Origin of the sequence: Paraburkholderia sp. UCT70 (assembly GCF_050434085.1) — a bacterium.
GTDB lineage: Bacteria > Pseudomonadota > Gammaproteobacteria > Burkholderiales > Burkholderiaceae > Paraburkholderia > Paraburkholderia tuberum.
Genome location: NZ_JBNPVZ010000004.1, coordinates 1,987,994 through 2,003,664, shown reverse-complemented (window position 1 = coordinate 2,003,664; position 15,671 = coordinate 1,987,994). Strand labels below are relative to the sequence as shown.

13 protein-coding genes and 1 pseudogene are annotated in these 15,671 nt (G+C 65.6%); 6 read left to right on the top strand and 8 right to left on the bottom strand.

The genetic code is table 11. The annotated features are described in order from the left end of the window. Position 1 precedes the first annotated feature (1 nt). On the bottom strand, positions 2-1,906 hold the full coding sequence (locus tag OKW41_RS34805; protein ID WP_429575416.1) for a propionate--CoA ligase: 1,905 nt from the start codon (positions 1,904-1,906) through the stop codon (positions 2-4). A 161-nt stretch (positions 1,907-2,067) separates the two neighbouring features. Between OKW41_RS34805 and OKW41_RS34800 the strand changes: the two genes are divergently transcribed. Continuing rightward, complete coding sequence (locus OKW41_RS34800) at positions 2,068-2,658, top strand: tlde1 domain-containing protein (protein ID WP_429575415.1); 591 nt, start codon at positions 2,068-2,070, stop codon at positions 2,656-2,658. A gap of 1 nt (position 2,659) precedes the next feature. Beyond that, positions 2,660-2,902, top strand: a complete 243-nt coding sequence (locus tag OKW41_RS34795; RefSeq protein ID WP_429575414.1) for a hypothetical protein — start codon at positions 2,660-2,662, stop codon at positions 2,900-2,902. A gap of 638 nt (positions 2,903-3,540) precedes the next feature. Here OKW41_RS34795 and OKW41_RS34790 read toward each other — a convergent pair. Then, positions 3,541-4,806: an MFS transporter gene (locus tag OKW41_RS34790; protein ID WP_429575413.1), complete on the bottom strand. Its 1,266-nt coding sequence runs from the start codon at positions 4,804-4,806 to the stop codon at positions 3,541-3,543. Positions 4,807-4,838: 32 nt separating this feature from the next. On the opposite strand from OKW41_RS34790, the gene OKW41_RS34785 reads away from it, so the two are divergent. After that, positions 4,839-5,120 (top strand): hypothetical protein, encoded by a 282-nt coding sequence (locus OKW41_RS34785; RefSeq protein ID WP_429575412.1) that lies wholly within the window; start codon positions 4,839-4,841, stop codon positions 5,118-5,120. 191 nt (positions 5,121-5,311) lie between these two features. Then, a complete protein-coding gene (locus tag OKW41_RS34780; RefSeq protein WP_429450876.1) occupies positions 5,312-6,913 on the top strand; it encodes a methyl-accepting chemotaxis protein in 1,602 nt (533 codons plus the stop codon). Positions 6,914-6,928: 15 nt separating this feature from the next. Here OKW41_RS34780 and OKW41_RS34775 read toward each other — a convergent pair whose 3' ends face one another. From OKW41_RS34775 to OKW41_RS34760, 4 genes and pseudogenes are all read right to left on the bottom strand, one after another. Next, positions 6,929-7,822: an efflux RND transporter periplasmic adaptor subunit gene (locus OKW41_RS34775; RefSeq protein ID WP_429575411.1), complete on the bottom strand. Its 894-nt coding sequence runs from the start codon at positions 7,820-7,822 to the stop codon at positions 6,929-6,931. A 13-nt stretch (positions 7,823-7,835) separates the two neighbouring features. Continuing rightward, positions 7,836-8,036, bottom strand: a complete 201-nt coding sequence (locus OKW41_RS34770; protein WP_018421177.1) for a DUF1656 domain-containing protein — start codon at positions 8,034-8,036, stop codon at positions 7,836-7,838. Further along, positions 8,026-10,246 (bottom strand): annotated as a pseudogene (locus OKW41_RS34765) (FUSC family protein). Before OKW41_RS34765 ends, OKW41_RS34770 begins: the two are co-directional and overlap by 11 nt. Positions 10,247-10,254: 8 nt before the next feature. Then, positions 10,255-11,871, bottom strand: coding sequence for an efflux transporter outer membrane subunit (locus tag OKW41_RS34760; RefSeq protein WP_429575410.1), 1,617 nt, complete (start codon positions 11,869-11,871; stop codon positions 10,255-10,257). A gap of 155 nt (positions 11,872-12,026) precedes the next feature. Between OKW41_RS34760 and OKW41_RS34755 the strand changes: the two genes are divergently transcribed. Next, positions 12,027-12,965, top strand: a complete 939-nt coding sequence (locus tag OKW41_RS34755) for a LysR family transcriptional regulator (RefSeq protein WP_429450871.1) — start codon at positions 12,027-12,029, stop codon at positions 12,963-12,965. 211 nt (positions 12,966-13,176) lie between these two features. Then, complete coding sequence (locus OKW41_RS34750; protein WP_167544144.1) at positions 13,177-13,329, top strand: hypothetical protein; 153 nt, start codon at positions 13,177-13,179, stop codon at positions 13,327-13,329. A 43-nt stretch (positions 13,330-13,372) separates the two neighbouring features. Here OKW41_RS34750 and OKW41_RS34745 read toward each other — a convergent pair whose 3' ends face one another. Next, the gene (locus tag OKW41_RS34745; RefSeq protein WP_184021786.1) at positions 13,373-14,179 is read right to left on the bottom strand and encodes a metallophosphoesterase; all 807 of its coding nucleotides are present in this window, start codon (positions 14,177-14,179) and stop codon (positions 13,373-13,375) included. A 52-nt stretch (positions 14,180-14,231) separates the two neighbouring features. Next, positions 14,232-15,650, bottom strand: coding sequence for an FAD-binding oxidoreductase (locus tag OKW41_RS34740; RefSeq protein ID WP_429575409.1), 1,419 nt, complete (start codon positions 15,648-15,650; stop codon positions 14,232-14,234). Positions 15,651-15,671: the final 21 nt, after the last annotated feature.

Below are 15,671 nucleotides of genomic sequence, written 5' to 3'. Positions count from 1 at the left end.
CTTATTTCTTCCTGCCGTCGCCGAGCGCGTCGCGCACCTGCTGCAGCGCGGCCGGATCTTCGATCGTCGGCAAATCGCCCGGCTCGCGCCCTTCGGCGAGCGCCGCGATAGCGCGGCGCAATAGCTTGCCGGAGCGCGTCTTCGGCAGCATCGATACCATCACCACGCGCGCGGGCCGCGCAATCGAGCCGAGATGGCGGTCGACCGTCATCGCCAGTTCGGCTTCGAGCCGCGCGCGCTCGCTCGGGTCGCCTTCTCCCTGCGCGCCGCGCAGCACGACGAAGGCCATCGCCGCCTGACCCTTGACCGGATCGGTCACACCGACCACCGCGACTTCCGCGACAGCCGCATGGCTCGACAGCGCCTCCTCGATCTCGCGCGTGCCGAGGCGATGGCCCGCGACGTTGATGACGTCGTCGGTGCGGCCGAGGATCGTCACGTAGCCGTCTTCGTCCTGCACGCCCCAGTCGAACGTCGAATACACCTGCTGGTTCGGCACGCTCGACCAGTAGGTGCCGACGAAGCGCTTGTCGTCGCCCCATACCGTCGACATGCAGCCGGGAGGCAGCGGATAGTCGAGCGTCAGCACGCCTTTCTCGCCGGGCGCGCAGGGCTCGCCGGTCAGCTCGTCGCGCACGGTCAGGCTATAGCCGATCGAGGGCACGCCCGGCGAACCGAGCTTGGTCGGCAGTGCCTCGATGCCGCGCGGAATCGCGAGCATCGGCCAGCCGGTTTCGGTCTGCCAGTAGTTGTCGATCACCGGCTTGTTCAACGCGTTGGAGATCCATTCGGCGGTTGGTTCGTCGAGTGGTTCGCCGGCGAGAAACAGCGTGCGCAGGCTCGACAGATCGGCTGCCTTCATCAGCGCCGGGTCCTGCTTCTTCAGCACGCGTATCGCGGTCGGCGCGGTGAACATCAGGTTGATCTTGTGCTGCTCGACGAGCCGCCACCAGATGCCGCCGTCCGGACGAATCGGCGTGCCTTCGTACATCACGGTGGTCAGCCCCGCGATCAGCGGCGCGTACACGATGTAGCTGTGGCCGACCACCCAGCCGACGTCGGACGCGGTGAACATGGTGTCGCCGGGCTTGCCCTCGAAGATGTATTCCATCGATGCCGCGAGCGCGACCGCATAGCCGCCGACGTCGCGCTGCACGCCCTTCGGTTTGCCGGTTGTGCCCGACGTGTACAGCACGTACGACGGCTCGTTCGATTCGAGCCACTCGCACGGGACGTGGGCGTCGAAGAACTGTTCGCGCAGCGGCTCGTAGGCGACGAGGTAGGGCGCGTTCAGTCGCGCGGGCGCGAGCTGCCGGTCGATCAGCAGCACATGCGGTGTCTTGTGCATGGCGCGCGCGAGCGCTTCGTCGACGAGCGGCGTGTAGTCGACCACCTTGCCGCCGCGCGCGCCGGCGTCGGCAGTGACGATCAGCACGGGCTTCGCGTCGTCGATACGCGTGGCGAGGTTCGGCGCCGCGAAGCCGCCGAACACGACCGAGTGGATCGCGCCGAGCCGCGCGCACGCGAGCATCGCGAACAGCGCCTCGGGGATCATCGGCAGATAGATCAGCACGACATCGCCGCGCCTCACCCCGAGCGAGCGCATGACGGCGGCCATCCGGTTGATTTCGGCGTACAGATCGGCATACGTGTAGTGCCGCTCGATGCCGGTTTCGGTCGATACGTAGACGAGCGCGTTCTGCTGCGCGCGTTCGGCCAGATGCCGGTCTACCGCGTTATGGCAGAGGTTCGTGCGACCGCCGACGAACCAGCGCGCGAACGGCGGCTTCGAGCGGTCGAGCACGGTGCCGAATGGCGTGTGCCAGTGAATGCGCCGGGCTTCTTCGCGCCAGAAGGCTTCGGGGTGGTCCATCGAGCGGCGGTGGAAATCGCGGTAGCGGGTCATCGGCGGCGATCCTCGTGCGGCGGGAGTGGACAGGGTTGGATGAAACGGAATCACAAATTGCGCGCCCGGTGCGGCGCTCGTTATGCGCACAAGCATAGCCACGGGCGGGAGGGGGGGCAAGCGGGTTCGCCGTAAGGGCGAAGGGCAACAGAAGAAAGTCGTTGTTCGTCATTTTCATCCGTCGCCCATTTCTTGTTTCTGCACCGCCAGGTAGGGTAGAGGCGATCAACGTGACAGGTCGTTTTCCCCCAGATATTGAGGTTTGTATGTCCGATCGATACGCCTCGGAGCGTGGTAGTCCGCGTGTTCCAGCTTGCGCGAGGTCTCAAGTATTTCTAAACTTTAACGGTCGTTTTTTGACCATGAGTGGTTCGACTTCCCGTATCTATGCCGCCGTGTCCGGAAGAACGGATAGCGGCGGAAAATTCGATTATTCGTCGATGCGTCAGCGCAAAGATGGCGTGGGTCCAATTCCCCCCGGCCAATATTGGATTGATCCTTCGCAGATGTGGGAGAACCATTGGTACAACTTTGCCCCGCGTGCTGCCTGGGGTGATCATCGGATCACGATTCATGTCTATCCCGGAACACAGACGTATGGACGGGGCGGCTTTTTTATCCACGGCGGCACGCATGCGGGTAGCGCGGGTTGTATCAACCTGCATGCCGGGATGGAATCTTTCGTACGCGACCTGAAGGAGGCGGCTACGCCGTCGCCAGATTGCTACATTCCCTTGACGGTTAGGTACTGACATGCGGAAGTCCAGCATCGCCCGTTTTCTCGCTGGCGTAGTTCTGCTTGCCCTTGTCGTTGCGGTTGCTGCGTTTAACGTGATTAACCTGGACGAAGCGTATGGAAGCGGCGAGCCCTATTATTCGCGCACGACGAACATGGACAAGTGGAGCGATCCTTTGCCGGTGCTGGCTGTTGTCGACGGTGTTGCGGTTAACGTCATTGCGGTGGGTTTTTTGCTGTGGAGGCGGATGCGGGGCTAAGGCGAGGGTGGTGTTCTTTGCGGTGTTGGCCTTTCCTTGCTGACTGATCGGTCTATTTGCGTAGCCCCTGTGCGGGGCGGCACCTACTTTCTTTGCTGCTGCAAAGAAAGTAGGCAAAGAAGACAGCTAAAACCGCTAATTCTTAAGCGGGTCCCCTGGCTTGGAGGGGGTAGTGGTGCATCTGGAATCCGGGCTCCCGCACATTCCCCGCTCGTGACAAAGCCGTCATCCCTCCCACTCCGCACTACGTGCATCGCGGACGGGCCTGCCAGCGAAACCAATGGTTTGGCCGGCGCAGCGGGGGCCTTCGGCTGCGCCTCGGCGATGCGCCGAAACAACCGGTGGATTTTGAACGGGGTTTCGGCGCGCGTAGCGCCGCCGGAAGAATGACGGCCTTGTCACTACCGCGGAATGTGCGGGAGCACGGATTCCAGATGCACCACTACCTCATGCAGACCGAGGGACCCGCTTAAGAATTAGCGGTTTTAGCTGTCTTCTTTGCCTACTTTCTTTGCAGCAGCAAAGAAAGTAGGTGCCGCCCCGCACAGGGGCAACGCTAATAAACCGACAAGCCAGCAAGGAAAGGCCAACACCGCACGATAAGGAAAAGGAAAAGCCCCCAACCCCGCGGCCCGCGCTCACCCTTTAACCCGCTTCCCTTCAACATCCGGCAACAAAACAGTCAGCACCCCAATCAACGGCAAAAACGAACAAACCTTATAAACAAACGCAATACTGGTAGCGTCAGCGAGTTCCCCAAGCACCGCGGCGCCCACGCCGCCAAGCCCAAAGGCAAAACCAAAGAACAACCCAGCCACCATCCCAACCTTCCCAGGAATCAACTCCTGCGCATAAACAAGAATCGCCGAGAACGCCGAGGCGAGCACCACCCCAATAACAACCGTCAGCACACCAGTCCAGAACAGATTCGCATACGGCAACAGCAGCGTAAAAGGCGCGACGCCAAGAATCGACACCCAGATCACGTACTTGCGCCCGATCTTGTCGCCGATCGGCCCGCCGATCACCGTACCCGCCGCGACCGCCGCGAGGAACACGAACAGATGGATCTGCGCGGCCTGCACCGACAGATGGAACCTGTCGATCAGATAGAACGTGAAATAGCTATTGATGCTGGCGAGATAGAAGTACTTGGAGAACACCAGCAACACCAGCACGCTCATCGCCAGGATGATCTCGTTACGCGGCAGCGTCACATGCGCGCCCTGGCCGCGCGCCTTCCTGACCGACGGATGACGCTTGTACCAGCGGCCGATCTGCGTGAGCACGACGATCGCGACGAGCGCCGCCGCCGAGAACCACGCGATGCTGCGTTGCCCGTGCGGAATCACGATCAGCGCGGCGAGCAGCGGCCCGAGCGACGAACCCGCATTGCCGCCGACCTGGAACAACGACTGCGCGAGACCGTGACGGCCACCCGAGGCCATCCGCGCGACTCGCGACGACTCCGGATGGAACACCGACGATCCGCAGCCGACCAGCGCCGCGGCGACCAGCAGCACGCCGAAGTTCGGCGCGACCGACATCAGCAGCAGCCCGGCCAGCGTGAAGCCCATGCCGACCGGCAGCGAGTACGGCTTCGGATGTTTGTCGGTATAGCTGCCGACGAGCGGCTGCAGCAGCGACGCGGTGATCTGGTAGGTCAGCGTGATCAGACCGATCTGCCCGAACGACAACGAGAAGTTGTCCTTGAACATCGGGTAGATGGCGAGGATCAGCGACTGGATCATGTCGTTGAGCAGGTGCGAAAAGCTGATCGCACCGAGCACGGAATACACCGTGCGCTGGACCTTGGCGGCCGCCGGCGCAGCGGCGGCCGGAGACGTGCTCGCCCCCGTGGCGGATGCGCCGGCAAGGGCGCTTTTATCGAGGCTCGTTTCCATGCGCTAGAAAAAAAGATCGGGAAAACGGTGGAATGAAAGATCGGCACCGAAAATCGGTGCGGGCAGCACGCCTCGTAGGCGCGTTCCGCGAAGCACTGCGGCGTTTCATCGCGGCAACCGCCGTTTTGAATATTGAGCCGAAGTTTATTTTGAATATTGAGCCGAAGTTTAATGTGGCCGGAGCGAATTGTAAGGACAAGTTTTGTCGCGAATCGGACAAGGGGGCGGATGACTTTCATTCGACGGTGAAAGGACGAATCGTCAGCTCTTTGCCTGAAGAAACTTTTTTTGGCGAGTTTTTGGCCACGGTATAAAGCGCTCGCGATTGCGCGGCTCACGAAGCGGCGCGTCGAACATGGAGCCGGGAACGGCAAGCGGCGCACGACCCGCCGCGGCCTGCACAAGCGAAATTCAAGATCGCGGGGCAGGCTGCCGTAGACCCGGAGAGATAAGTGGTGATGCCGGAACCGACCGTCCGGCGCGTCGACATGTGGGGACGGGGATTATGAAAGCAGTGGCACACAGCGCAGCGGCAACGAAGTTCAACGGCCTGTCGGTCAAGGCGACGCTGCGGATCGCGTTTGCGATTCTGCTCGCCGGCACGCTGCTGATCGGCGTGTTTTCGCTGCTGCAGATCGGCCGGCTGAACGCGTCCGCGCAATCGATCTACGACCAGGGCCACGTCGCGAGCCGCGCCGCCGAGGAAGCGCGCGGCCACATGCTGCGCGCGAGCCGCGCGCAAAAGATGCTGCTCACCGCGACCACGGCGAAGGAGCGCGACGAACTCGGGGCCGACATCGAGCGCGGCCTCGCGGGTCTCAACGAGCAACTGCGCACGCTCCAGCAGTACGTCGATAAGTCGGACGCGAAGGCGGTCGGCGTGCAGAAGGCGTTCGCCGCGGCGGTCGCGGCATGGAGCAGTCATCTGCGCGACTTCGTCACGCTCGTGAAAGCGCAGCCGCTCGATCTGTCGCAGATGAACTGGCAGGTCGGCACGCAGGACGTGTCGCTGCTCGTCGAAACCGGCAAGCTCGAAAAGCTCGTCGACGAACTCGTCGCGCAGCGCGGCACCGCCGCGAAGGCGACAATCGACGCGTCCGGCTTCATCTATCACTCGTCGTTCGTGATGATCGCGGTGATGACGCTCGCGCTGATCGTGCTCGCGTTCGGCATCGCCGCGTGGGTCGTGCGGCGGCTCACCGCGCAGCTCGGCGGCGAGCCCGCGTACGCCACGGAGATCGCGCGCCGCATCGCCGCGGGCGATCTGTCGAACCGCATCGCGCTCGGCGGCAAGGACCGTGCGAGCATGCTGTTCGCGCTGTCCGACATGCAAAGCGGACTCGCGACGACGGTTGCCGACATCGCGTCGAGCGCCGATGCGATTGCGACCGCGTCCGGGCAGATTTCGATGGGCAATCTCGATCTGTCGCAGCGTACCGAGCAGCAGGCGCTCGCGCTCGAGCGCACCGCGAGCAGCATGGAGCAGCTGACCTCGACGGTGCGTCAGAACGCCGACAACGCAAAGCAGGCGAGCACGCTCGCGAACAACGCGTCGGCGATCGCCGAGCAGGGCGGCGCGGTCGTGAGCCGCGTGGTCGCGACGATGAACGACATCAACGACAGCTCGCGCAGCATCGGCGACATCATCGGTGTGATCGAGGGGATCGCGTTCCAGACCAACATCCTCGCGTTGAACGCGGCCGTCGAGGCGGCGCGCGCGGGCGAGGAGGGACGCGGCTTTTCGGTGGTCGCGGCGGAAGTGCGCAATCTCGCGCAGCGCAGCGCGGCGGCCGCGAAGGAGATCAAGGGCTTGATCCAGACCTCGGTCGAGCGCGTGAGCAACGGCTCGACGCTCGCCGCGGACGCCGGTCAGACGATGGACGAAGTCGTGAAGGCGGTGAAGCGCGTGACCGACATCATGGGCGAGATTTCGGCGGCGTCGTCCGAGCAGAGCGCCGGTATCGAGGCGATCAGTCTCGCGGTCACGCAGATGGACTCGGGCACGCAGCAGAACGCCGCGCTGGTGGAGGAGGCCACCGCCGCGGCCCGCTCGCTCGACGATCAGGCGCGCGGGCTGAAGGCGATGGTGGGGCAGTTCAGGCTATAAAAGGCGGCGCGGGCGTCAGCTCGCGTTGGCCATCGAGGAGCCGGAGCCTGTCCCCGGCCGCACCACCACCGTGCAGGTCGTGCCCGCCGCCAGCATCACGTCGGGCGGCACCGAGTCGATCCGCACGCGCACCGGCACGCGCTGCGCGAGGCGCACCCAGTTGAAGGTCGGATTCACGTCCGCGAGCAGTTCGTGGCTTTGCGGATTGTCGCGGTCGTAGATGCCGCGCGAGATGCTCTCCACGTGGCCTTGCAGCGTGCCGCCGCTCATCAGCCGCATTTCGGCCTGATCGCCGACGCGCACGTGCGGAAGCTTGGTTTCCTCGAAGTAGCCATACACCCAGAACGAGTGACTATCGACGATCGCGAGCTTCGCCGCGCCCGCGCTCGCATAGTCACCGCGGAACACGGAAAGGTTCGTCACGTAACCGTCGACCGGCGACACCACGCGCGTGCGCTCGAGGTTCAGCTTCGCGGCGTCGAGCGCGGCGAGTGCCTGCTGATAGGCGGCATCGGCGGCGGACGCGGTATGCGTCGCGTTTTCGCGGCTTTCCTTCGACACCACCTGCGAATCCATGTCGGCACGCCGTTGCGCGTCGTCGCGCTTCATCTGCAATTCGGCCTTGCGCGCGGCAACGGCGGCCTGCGCCTGCTCGACCGCGATCTGGTAATGCGACGGATCGATCTGCATCAGCAGGTCGCCCTTCTTCACGAACTGGTTGTCCTTGACCGGCAGATCGACGATCGCGCCCGACACGTCCGGCGCGACGTTGACGATCTCGGCGCGCACGCGGCCGTCGCGGGTCCACGGTTCGTCCATGTAGTGGACCCACAGCACGCGGCCAATCACGATCGCGACGATGAAAATGACGGCTGTCGCGATGAAGCCCACAAGATTTCGGATGGTCATGTTTCGACTCTGATCAACGATAAACGGCGAGGCCGAGAAGGCCGCACACGGACACGAGCAAGCTGGCCCGGAACAGGGAGGGGTGCCACACCACGCGATAGAGGCCCGTATAGGCGATCACGCGATCGACGAGCCAGGTCAGCGCGGCGCCCGCGATGAACAGCAGCACAATGGCCGGCACATAGGCATCGAGCACGGCGATATCACGCGGCATGAGGAACTCCTTTTTCTTCTGATGCGTCCGCGCGCGCGCCGATCGCCGAGGCAAGCGGCGACTGCGGATCGAGCAGCGCGGTACGGATGAAATGCAGTTGACTGAGGATGCGCAATAGCTGATGGCGTTCTTCACGCGATGGCGTGAAGTCGGCCATTAGCTGCTGCACTTGCGCGATCGCATCGGCGGTCGCCGCGAGCGCGCGCGCGAAGTGCTGCCGCCGCGGCCGCTCGAACAGCGCCGCGAGCGCATCGCGCAGCGCGCGCAGCGCGACGCGCCACGGTGCCGCTTTGTGGTAGCGCGGCTCGTTGGGCAGCGTCGCGATTTCGCGGCGCAGGTCGATCACCGCGTTGCCGACCTCCAACACCGAAAACAGCCAGCGCAGCGTGTCGCGCTTCGTTTCGGGCTCGTTCTGCGACAGCGCGTTGATCTGGAACATCAGATCGCGCGCGCCGCTTTCGAAACGCGAGCGCACGCGTGCCAGACCCGCGCGGCCGGCCAGCACCACCTGGCGGCGCAGGTCGACGAGCAGGCGGTTGCGCAGCCACGGCGTCGACGGCGGCAGCAGCACCGCGAACGCGATCGACGACACCAGCATCGACAGCACCAGCGCGAGCGCGTCGTTCATGAACGCGCTCGGGTCGTAGTGAACCACGTTGTCGGGGCCGGCGAGGAAGCAGAAGAAAGATGCAGTAGCCGACGCCGTAGCCCGCGAGCGTCGGACGCGTGGTCATCAACACGCCGAGCAGCAGGAACGGCGTGAGCGCGACGCACAGCATCACGAAGCCGTCGATGTGCGGATACACGCCGAACACCGCGATCATGCCCATCAGCGTCGCGAGCACCGTGCCGCCGGCCATCTGGAACGCGGTGCGCTTCGGATCCGGCGACGCCGACGCGAGCGCACACACGGCCGCCGCGTCCAACGTCAACGTCGAGCCGCTCGGCCACGCGGTGGCGATCCAGAACGCCCCGAGCACCATCATCACGATGGCCGCGCGCAGGCCCGCGACGCCGGCCGCGATCGCGTTGGTTTTCGGCTCGTAGCGCTCGATCCAGCGTTCGCGCGCGTGCGTGTCGACGGCGAGCGACGCGTAGGTCGCCGCGTACGCATGCAGGTCGTCGATGAAGCGGTACAGCAGCTCGGCGCCCGTGTCGAAATCGAGCAACGGCGCGTCGGGGTACGTTTCGAGCTCGCCGCGCGTCGCGCGCACGCGTTTGGGCAACTCGCTTCTGTAGGTGTCGAGCTGGGCCGCGGCGTGCGCGGCGTCGGCCGCGCTCAGCACCGGCTCGCCCGACTTCGCGAGCAACGGCGCGATCTGGTTGAAGTACGGTTCGAGCGCGGCGATCGCGATCGCCGCGCCGTGCGTGCCGCTGTCGCGCAGACGGTTCATCAGCTGATGCAGCGCGTGAAAGCGCGTCGACGCGGTCATGAACTCGCTGTTCAGACGCGCGAGGCGCCCGCCGCGCATCCGCGAATCGGGGCCTTCGAACACGGCGATGCTGCGCGCGGCCTCGAAGCCGACGATGTCGGCGACGAAGCGCGCATTGGTCGCCTCGATCTGCGCGCGGTCGTTGCGCCCGGCAAGCGACGCCGATACGTACTCGACGAACGCCGAGAAGCGCGCACGCACGGTGCCGCGCATCTGCAGGCCGGCGAACTGCGGAAACACGAGGCCGCTGACCGCGCCCGCGCAGATGATGCCGATCACCACTTCCGCGACCCGCGTGAGCGCGCTCAGGAACGCGCCGTCCGGATGCTGCGAAGCGGGGATGCCGATCAGCGCGGCCGTGTAGCCCGCCAGCACGAAGCCGTACGAACGGAAGTTGCGATTGCGCGCGGCGCCGGCGGTGCAGATGCCGACCCAGATCGCGGTCGTGACGAGGAACAGCTCGGGCTGCTGCGCGAACGGTCCGATCAGCGCGAGCATCACGACGAGACCGACCAGCGTGCCGCAGATCCGATAGAAGCTCTTCGCGAACACTGCGCCGCTTTGCGGCTGCATCACGATGAACACGGTGGTCATCGCGGTGCGCGGCTGCGGCAGATCGAGCTTCATCGCGATGCCGAGCGCGAGGAAGCACGCGGCGAGCGACTTGAACAGATAGATCCATACGAGGCCGTCGGTGCGCGCCCAGTGGGCGGCGGCTTCGTAGAGCGCGGCGAACGAGGCGGGGCGCGCGCTCGACGGGGAGGGCGAGGAGGACATGGCCTTCCTTACTCGGACGCGGGCGCGTTCGGGGCGCGCGAGGCGGTGGTGGTGGCGGTGGTGGGTGCGTTGGTCCTGGCGTTGGCATCTGCTGTTGCCGTGTCGCTACTCGCCGCGCCACTCTTGCTCTCGCCGCTGCCCTTGCCATGCGCCGGCAACGTTTCGTTATCCCGCGGACCGTTGGCCGGATCGTCGAGACCGCCGCCGAGCGCCGTCATCAACGACGCATGCGCGCCGAGCCGCTCGGCCTGCACTTTGGCGACGCCTTCCTGCGCGCGCAGCAACTGGTTTTGCGCGACCAGCACGTTCAGATAGTCGGTCAAGCCGCGCCGGTAGCCTTCGCGCGACAGCTCGTAGTTCCTGCGCGCGGCGGCGACCGAGCGGTCGGCGTCGTCGGCCTGGGTGGTCAGCGAACGGATGCGGATCACCTGGTCGGAGATGTCCTTCAGCGCGCCCACGATCGACTGGTTGTAGCGCTCGATGGCCTCGTCGTAGCCCGCCGACGCCGCGCCGAGCTGCGAGCGCAGCCGGCCGCCGTCGAAGATCGGCAGCGTCAGCGCGGGACCCACGCTCCAGCTATGCGACGGACTCTTCAGGAACTGGAACAGCGGCCCCATCGCCGCATAGCCGCCGATCGACGCGAGCAGGTTGATGTCCGGATAGAACCCGGCCTTGGCGACGTCGATGCCGCGCGCCTGCGCGGCGACCGTCCAGCGTGCCGCGACCACGTCGGGCCGGTGGCCGATCAGATCCGCGGGCAGCGCGGCCGGCAGACCAGCGGGCGCGGCGAGGGACAGCGCCGGGCGCTGGATCGCGTCGCCGGCGCCCGGACCCTTGCCCGCGAGCGCGGCCAACTGATTGCGGCCGAGCGCGATCTTCTCCTCGATCGCGTCGATCTGGCGCTCGTACTCGGGCATCGGCGTCTCGGCCTGGCTCACTTCGAGCTGCGTGCCGATGCCGCCCTTCAGGCGCCGGTTCGCGAGGTCGACGATCTGCTGCTGTTGCTGCAGCGTGGCCTTCGCGATGTCGAGCAACGCGTAGTTCAGCGACATCTCGATATAGGTGCGCACGACGTTCGCCTGCAGTTCGAGCTGAGCGGCGCGCGCGTCGGCGGCGCTGGCGTGCGCGAGGTCGAGCGCGCGCTCGGCGGCGTTCTTGTCCTTGCCCCAGAAATCGAGGTGATACGCGAGGGCGAGCGTGCCGGTGTTGTTCCACGACTGCTCGCCCGCGAGCGGCCCCGGACCGTAGAACACGTTGTCGGCCCACTGCTGGCGCTGGATCGACAGGCTGCCGTTGACTTGCGGCGCGAGCGCCGCACGCGCGACGCCGGCCATCGACGCCGCTTCGCGCACGCGCGCCTGGGCGACCGCGAGACTGGGATTGCCGGCTTGCGCGTCCGCGATCCACCGGTCCAGCTGCGGATCGTCATAGGCGCGCCACCAGTCGGCGGCGGGCCACTGCGCATCGGCGTTGGCGGCGCGGATTGCGTTGCCCGCATCGAGCGACGCAGGGTCGATCGTGTGCGTTTGCGGCGCGACGCCTCCGGTACTTGCGCATCCGGCGATTATTAATAGGATCGTAAGAACCGCGGCTGCGGCGATCCCTTTGGGTACCGGGGACTGCACGATTTCCTCCAAATTTGACTATAGAAGCTGGTGCGCAATTATATTTTTTGATCGATTGCGGAATAACCGGTAAAGATGCAAGGCATTTTTACCCGACATGAGATAATCGCCATTGCTGATCATGTAACAATCGCTGCCGATTTCTGAGGATAGGTATGGACACGCTTCAAAACATGCGCGTTTTCGTCCGCGTCGTCGAAGCGGGCAGCTTCACGGGCGCCGCGCAGCATCTGAATACGACGACGGCCTATGCGTCGCGCGCGGTTTCCGATCTGGAAGCGCATCTGCGCACACGGCTTTTGAACCGGACCACGCGCCGCATCGCGCTGACTGAAGCTGGCGAGCGCTATCTGCAGCGCTGCGAGCAGATTCTCGCGTACGTGGATCAGGCGGAGGCCGAGGCGAGCGACGCGCACGCGCGTCCGTCCGGCAAGCTGAAGGTTCACGCGATGACGAGCTTCGGCCAGCACTACGTGGTGCCGGCCGTAGGCCGTTACCAGCAGCGCTACCCGGACGTGCATATCGAACTGACGCTCGCGCAGCGCATGCCCGATCTGCTCGACGAAGGCTTCGACGTCTCCCTGACGCTCGCGACCGGCCTGCCGGATTCGGGGCTCGTGTCGCAGCGCCTTGGCAGCGCGTTCAGCATTGCGTGCGCGTCGCCGGCGTACCTCGAACGGCGCGGCGTGCCGCAAACGCCTGCGGACCTCGCGCAGCACGCCTGCCTGCAGATGGTGACGCCGGTGAATCCGCCGGACAAATGGACCTTCGACGGCCCGAACGGCGAGGAAACCGTCTCGCTCGGCGCGGCGACGTTTCAGGTGAACGTGGCCGAGGCGATGGTCGTGGCCGTCGCCCAGGGCATGGGCGTAGCGCTGATTCCGATCTACTCGGCGATCAGCCGTTTGCGCAGCGGCGAACTGCTGTGGCTGATGCCCGAGTACACGTCGCAGCAGATGAATCTGTATGCGCTGTATCCGTCGCGGCAGTATCTCGATGCGAAGATCCGCACGTGGGTCGAGTTCCTGCGCGACGAGTTGCCTTCGACGCTGGCGGCGGATCAGGAGGAGTTGCGGCAGTTCGCGCGGACCTGAACGGTCTGCTCGTCATGCATTGACGTTCGAGCGGCACGCGGAGTGGGCGCGCGGCGTGACAGCCTGTTACACACGCGCCGCGTCGCAACATTTCTTTACTTCTGCCGCGCAGTCGATTTGTTAACGTGTCGTTCACGCGTCGCCGCTCTGGCCGGACGCGCTGGATTCGCCGCCGTTCGGCGCCTCGCAACCACTGAAGGACGACACATCCATGGATACGCACCTGATGATCGGCTTGGCCGTCATGTTTGGACTGATCGGCGTCGCCGCGTCGCGCGATCTGCTGCGCCGCATGCGCGAACAGCAGCCGCAGCTCGTGCCGGTCGAGGTCGAGTCACAGGATGCGCCGCGGCGCGAGCGGTGAGCGGCGGCGGGTTGATCTGATGCAAGAGGCCCGCTAGCACCCGCTAGATCTCGACGACCTTGTCCCACGCAAACAGCGGATTTTCCCACTGGCGCGTGCGCCGGTCGAAATAGCCGCGCGGATTGCACACGACGCGCGTGCCGTCCACCACGTAGTCGAACGACGTATGCGTGTGGCCATGAATCCACAATGCGACAGGCGCGCGCACGAGTTCGGGCAGATGGTTGACGAAGCCCGCCGACACGCGGTCTTCGGCAAAACGCCCGGCCAGGCTCAGCCGATGCGGCGCGTGATGCGTGACCACGATCGTTTGGCCGGCGAACGGTTTGGCAAGCTCGCTTTCGAGCCACGCGCGCGCATGCTGGTGCAGCGCGAGCGAATCGGCGGGCGTGAAGTCGCGCGCGGCGTCGCGCGGGTCGTGCGGCCAGTTCATCTGGATCAGCCCGCGATAGTCGAGCATGACCCGGCGCGCGGCGACGATCGATTCCTCGATTGCATCCGGCGTCGCGCCGTACAGCGCGAAGTCGGTCCACAACGTCGTGCCGAGCACGCGCCAGCGGCCCTGGCTGTCGACCAGCGCGGCGTTGTTCAGCACATGCACGTTGTCGACCTGCGCGGCCGCGTCGAGCATCGCGCTCTCCAGCGCGCCGAATTCACCGTCGTAGTACTCGTGATTGCCCGGCACGTAGACGACCGGCACCGCGTCGTCGAACGCCTGCGCGGCCCAGCGCGGGCCGGCCGCATGATTGTGGATGTCGCCCGCCAGCACCACGAGATCCGCCTGCGCATGCGGGATCAGTTCAGGCTCGTCGTTTTCCAGATGCAGATCGGACAGCACGCGAATCTTCACGGACGCGACTCCTGCAAAACGCCTGCACGCCGGATCGCGCAGGCTTCAGACACTAGCGTAGCACCTTGCCCGGATTCATCAGGTTCAGCGGATCGAGCGCCTGCTTGATCGCGCGCATCATCCGCACCTCGACGTCCTGCTTGTAGCGGGCGGCTTCGTCGATCTTCAACTGGCCGAGTCCGTGTTCCGCGCTGATGCTGCCGCGATGCGCATCGACGCTGTCGTAGACGATCCGGTTGATCGGGCTCTGGTACTGCCGCAGAAACGCCTTCGCATCGACGCCCTCGGGCGCCTGTACGTTGTAGTGCAGATTGCCGTCGCCGAGATGGCCGAACGTGACCATGCGCGCGCCCGGCGCGGCTTGCGCGATTGCCGCATCGGTCGCTTCGATGAAGTGGCCGACGCGTGAAATCGGCACCGCGATGTCGTGCTTGATGTTCAGGCCCTCCTCGGCCTGGGCGAGCGGAATGTGCTCGCGCAGATTCCAGAACGCGCGAGACTGCGCGAGGTTTTCCGCCACCACGGCGTCTTCCACGAGACCTTGTTCGAGCGCGGTTTCCATCAGCCCCTCGAACAGCGTGCGCGCGTGCACTTCGCTTTCGCTGTCCGACAGTTCGAGCAGCACGACCTGCGCATGTGGTTCGGCGAACGGATAACGCATCTGCTCGAAATGCCGGCCGACGAGGCGCAGGCAGAAATCCGACATCAGTTCGAAGCCGGTCAGGAGCGGCCCGGCGACGCGTTGCGTGAGCGCGAGAAAATCGAGCGCCGCATGCGGCGACGCGAGCGCGGCGAGCGCGGTGACGCGCGCGGCCGGCTGCGGATGCAGCTTGAGCACCGCCGCGGTGATCAGGCCGAGCGTGCCTTCCGCGCCGATGAACAGGTCGCGCAGATCGTAGCCGGTGTTGTCCTTGCGCAGCCCGCGCAGGCCGTCCCAGAGTTCGCCTTGCGCCGTCACCACTTCGAGGCCGAGGCATAGCTCGCGCGCGGTACCATAGCGCAGCACGCCGGTGCCGCCCGCATTGGTCGACAGATTGCCGCCGATCGTGCAGCTGCCTTCGGCGGCGAGGCTCAGCGCAAACAGACGCCCGGCTGCTTCGGCGTGCTTCTGCACGTCGGCGAGGATCACGCCGGCTTCGACCGTGATCGTGTTGTTGTGCGGATCGATGTCGCGCACGCGATTCAGGCGGCGCAGGCTAATGACCGCCTGCGCGCCGCTCGCGTCGGGTGTCGCGCCGCCCGCGAGGCCGGTATTGCCGCCCTGCGGCACCAGCGCGACGCAATGTTCGACCGCGAGCCTGACGAGCGCGGCGGCTTCTGCGGACGTGGCCGGGCACAGCACCGCGCAGGCCGCGCCGGTGTAGCGGCGGCGCCAGTCGGACAGAAAGGGAGCGGTGTCGTGCGGATCGGTCAGTACGTAAGTCGCGCCGATGGCGTCGCGGCAGGCGGCGAGAAAAGCGGTGTGGGTCATGTGGATCGGTTGGCGGTGTTG

Coding starts and splice junctions, on each gene's coding strand:
- OKW41_RS34805 (WP_429575416.1), bottom strand. CDS start 1,906: ATGACCCGCTACCGCGATTTCCACCGCCGCTCGATGGACCACCCCGAA.
- OKW41_RS34795 (WP_429575414.1), top strand. CDS start 2,660: ATGCGGAAGTCCAGCATCGCCCGTTTTCTCGCTGGCGTAGTTCTGCTT.
- OKW41_RS34790 (WP_429575413.1), bottom strand. CDS start 4,806: ATGGAAACGAGCCTCGATAAAAGCGCCCTTGCCGGCGCATCCGCCACG.
- OKW41_RS34785 (WP_429575412.1), top strand. CDS start 4,839: ATGAAAGATCGGCACCGAAAATCGGTGCGGGCAGCACGCCTCGTAGGC.
- OKW41_RS34780 (WP_429450876.1), top strand. CDS start 5,312: ATGAAAGCAGTGGCACACAGCGCAGCGGCAACGAAGTTCAACGGCCTG.
- OKW41_RS34775 (WP_429575411.1), bottom strand. CDS start 7,822: ATGACCATCCGAAATCTTGTGGGCTTCATCGCGACAGCCGTCATTTTC.
- OKW41_RS34770 (WP_018421177.1), bottom strand. CDS start 8,036: ATGCCGCGTGATATCGCCGTGCTCGATGCCTATGTGCCGGCCATTGTG.
- OKW41_RS34755 (WP_429450871.1), top strand. CDS start 12,027: ATGGACACGCTTCAAAACATGCGCGTTTTCGTCCGCGTCGTCGAAGCG.
- OKW41_RS34750 (WP_167544144.1), top strand. CDS start 13,177: ATGGATACGCACCTGATGATCGGCTTGGCCGTCATGTTTGGACTGATC.
- OKW41_RS34740 (WP_429575409.1), bottom strand. CDS start 15,650: ATGACCCACACCGCTTTTCTCGCCGCCTGCCGCGACGCCATCGGCGCG.